Origin of the sequence: Phenylobacterium sp., assembly GCF_035309685.1 — a bacterium.
GTDB lineage: Bacteria > Pseudomonadota > Alphaproteobacteria > Caulobacterales > Caulobacteraceae > Phenylobacterium.
This window is the reverse complement of the sequence record NZ_DATGEX010000063.1, coordinates 1-2,734: the sequence shown is the minus strand read 5'-3', so window position 1 is coordinate 2,734 and position 2,734 is coordinate 1. Positions and strand designations below refer to the sequence as shown.

Genomic DNA, 2,734 nt, shown 5'->3' with positions numbered 1-2,734 from the left:
CTCCGTCCTGGACGCGTCGGTCGGCCGATGGCTCGCCGAACCCGGGCCGGCGTTGCTGCACATCAAGGTCCAACCGCTTGAGCTGGTGATGCCGCCGTTCACCGAGGCTGAGCCAGCCATCGGCATGGCGCTCTACACCGCGCGCGCCGTGCTGCAGGGCAAGGGCGGGGACATCCTGGAGATGATCAAGGAGAACCTCTAGCCGCCGTTGCCGTCGTCAGGAGCCTCCCATGCCTCGGCTGATCCGACCTTCCGGCCTGCGTGCCTACGCCCGACGGCTACTGCTTCGCGCCGCCGCCGCAGGCTTGGCGGCGGTTGCGGGGATGTTCGCAGGGGTGGCTGCGGGGCTGGCGCTCTTCGGCGTCGTGCGGCTCTGGCTGCCGCCCCTCTGGGCGGCGGTTGCGACCTTTGCGGTCCTGGCCCTCGGAGCCGCGTCCGCGGCGCTGACCCTGGCCTTGCTCGGCCGAGTTCCGCCGCCCCCGCCGCCGACCATCTGGGATTGGCTGCTGGCCGGCGATCTGGGCGGTCGCCCTGAAGGCGGCTTGCGGGCTTGGGCGCTAGCGGGGCTGCGCGAACTGGTCAGGCGACCGCTTCGTCGGCGCGGCTAGACCACGTCGGGAAAGGGCAATCGCGCCGCAGGCGTTCGAAATAGGGCCAGATGGTATCGTCCTGGAATCTGGCCGCCTTGGCTGGATTGATCTGAGCAAGAGCGATGGCGTAGGCATCGGCGGCAGCGCCGGCGCGGTCATTCTTTGCGGCTAGGGTCATGGTCTGGTCCCTGGGCGAGGAGTCCAGCCATGACATTCGCCCCCCGCCGCGCCGTGAAGTCCAAGCTTGGAGAGCGGACGCTCGTCCAGGGGGTATTGGCGGACTCTCCCTCCGACGACCTCGTCGCCTGCCTGGCGCCACTGGGCTTCGATCTGATCTTCATCGACTGCGAACATGGCGGAACGGATTTCGAAACCGTCATGCGGATGACCCGCGCGGCGCGCGCCGGCGGCGTGGCGAAATTGCTGCGGCCCTGGTCGAAGGAGCCGGGGTTGTTGCGGCGGTTCATTGACTCCGGCGTCGATGGGATCGTGGCGCCAGGGGTCGAGACGGCGGCTGAGGCCCAGCTGTTGACGCAGATCATCGCCGCAAGCGAGCCACTCGACCCGGAGAGCATTCTTTTCATGCCCTTGATCGAAAGTCGACTGGGGGTCGAAAACCTCGATGCGATCCTCGCGGTGCCGGGGGTGGACGGGCTGATGATCGCGGCGTCTGATTTGGCTGTCGCTGGGCGAGCCGCGTCGCGGCGAGGCGCCGCGGGCGCGAGAAATGGCGTTCCAGGCCCTGGGCCGCGCGCGCGCTTGGGCGGGCGGCTGGGTTACCGGCGGCGCGCTGCGGCGCCGAAGCGGCTTTGGATGGGGGCGCCACCCTCTTGATGTGGACGACCCAGCACCTGCTCAAGGCGGGCGCCCGAGCGCAACTTGAGCTTGCCGAGGGACAGGCCGGCAAGAACTAACCAAACCCTTCGCCAGGCGACCGGTTGGGCGCTCGGAGCCTATTTGTCATTGGCGATTATACCGTTTGCAAATTCAGGCCGCCCGATATCACCGACATAGGGGCCGCCCATGTATTAATATGTCGGGTTGTCGACATCACTGGCTCACGCTCCTTGGGCGACGGCGGCTGAGAGACAGGCCCGATCTTCCTCACCGCCGCCTTAAGCGTTCGTCGTCGTCGTCGCACTCCAGTTCGCGGGCGACGTCGCGGAATTTGTCGGCCTGGGGTTTTGCCTCAGCCACGAGCTTCGCGGATTCGGTCCTAAACTCTCGACTCCCGCGCGGATCGGGAAGTGGGCATGGCGGACCAACTTCCAATTCTGCACGTCTACATGGAGGTATAATCGCCCCGGGCCGAGACGGAGGTCGACTTCGTGATCGGCTCGTCTTTCGTCCGTCCCTATTACCTGGCGCCGGGCCTTCAAGCCGCACACACCTCCGAGGGCACGCTGGCGGCGGGCGAGGCGAAGTTTGGCCGGCAGCGATCAGCACTTGGGCCCCGCGGCATGATCGGCTGACGGGGGCGGGGCTCAGTGCGCCTCCCTGTCCAGTTCGGCGATGGGCTGGGCGCGGTCGCCGAGCACGCCATGCAACTCCTCTAGGGCGTCTTCAAGCATGCGGTTGGCAAGGTGATCGTCGCGGCCAACCAGCGCACTCGCTGAGTGCAGCAGGTCGCGGAAGCGCGCGAGTCGACGCACCTCCTGGCCGGTCCAGACATGGGCTGAGGGCATGGCGGCCTCCCGGGACAGCAGCGCGGGCTCAAGGCTCGCAAGGCGCAATTCTGGCAGGCCGGCCGGCTCACGCCTTGTAACAGCATGCCCATTGCGGGGGTTTTGCAGCGCGGCGCTGTCCCCAACTCGACCAAGACGGCGCGCCGATATTTCCAATGACGCCAGGTGTCGGCGCCCATGGGTTGGAGATTGTCCAATCCAGGGCAAATTTCACCAATAGAATCCGCGCCACCTGTGGGACCTGGAGATAGCGAGGTGGGGATCCGGCGGCCCGAGGGCGACCCGCCGGTTCTCATGGCCTTCGAACCGAGACGAAGAGGCGAGGGTGAAACTGACGCTCGCTCTCGCCCGCCTCGCTGTCTGCAAGAGGTAGCCATGAACGACGTTTCGCAACCGCCCAGGACCGACGCCGTCCCGGTCAGCGACTTCTATGAGATCACCGAAACCCTGGCGCCCGAC

General features: G+C 67.0%; 4 protein-coding genes and 1 pseudogene. 3 read left to right on the top strand and 2 right to left on the bottom strand.

What is annotated here, in order from left to right:
* Together VKQ35_RS19070 and VKQ35_RS19065 are read left to right on the top strand one after the other, a co-directional pair.
* A pseudogene (locus VKQ35_RS19070) lies at positions 1-202 on the top strand (hypothetical protein); the annotation flags it as partial.
* Between the two features lie 28 nt (positions 203-230).
* Positions 231-608, top strand: a complete 378-nt coding sequence (locus VKQ35_RS19065; RefSeq protein WP_324364306.1) for a hypothetical protein — start codon at positions 231-233, stop codon at positions 606-608.
* Here VKQ35_RS19065 and VKQ35_RS19060 read toward each other — a convergent pair.
* Positions 580-768 (bottom strand): hypothetical protein, encoded by a 189-nt coding sequence (locus tag VKQ35_RS19060; protein WP_324364305.1) that lies wholly within the window; start codon positions 766-768, stop codon positions 580-582. The two genes, VKQ35_RS19065 and VKQ35_RS19060, sit on opposite strands and share 29 nt — an antisense overlap.
* 29 nt (positions 769-797) lie before the next feature.
* On the opposite strand from VKQ35_RS19060, the gene VKQ35_RS19055 reads away from it, so the two are divergent.
* A complete protein-coding gene (locus VKQ35_RS19055) occupies positions 798-1,424 on the top strand; it encodes an aldolase/citrate lyase family protein (RefSeq protein ID WP_324364304.1) in 627 nt (208 codons plus the stop codon).
* A 650-nt stretch (positions 1,425-2,074) separates the two neighbouring features.
* On the opposite strand, the gene VKQ35_RS19050 is transcribed toward VKQ35_RS19055, so the two are convergent.
* Positions 2,075-2,275: a hypothetical protein gene (locus VKQ35_RS19050; protein WP_324364303.1), complete on the bottom strand. Its 201-nt coding sequence runs from the start codon at positions 2,273-2,275 to the stop codon at positions 2,075-2,077.
* Positions 2,276-2,734: the final 459 nt, after the last annotated feature.

Bases quoted from the DNA above. Each gene is read 5' to 3' on its own strand.
- VKQ35_RS19065 (WP_324364306.1), top strand. From the start codon at position 231: ATGCCTCGGCTGATCCGACCTTCCGGCCTGCGTGCCTACGCCCGACGG.
- VKQ35_RS19060 (WP_324364305.1), bottom strand. From the start codon at position 768: ATGACCCTAGCCGCAAAGAATGACCGCGCCGGCGCTGCCGCCGATGCC.
- VKQ35_RS19055 (WP_324364304.1), top strand. From the start codon at position 798: ATGACATTCGCCCCCCGCCGCGCCGTGAAGTCCAAGCTTGGAGAGCGG.
- VKQ35_RS19050 (WP_324364303.1), bottom strand. From the start codon at position 2,275: ATGCCCTCAGCCCATGTCTGGACCGGCCAGGAGGTGCGTCGACTCGCG.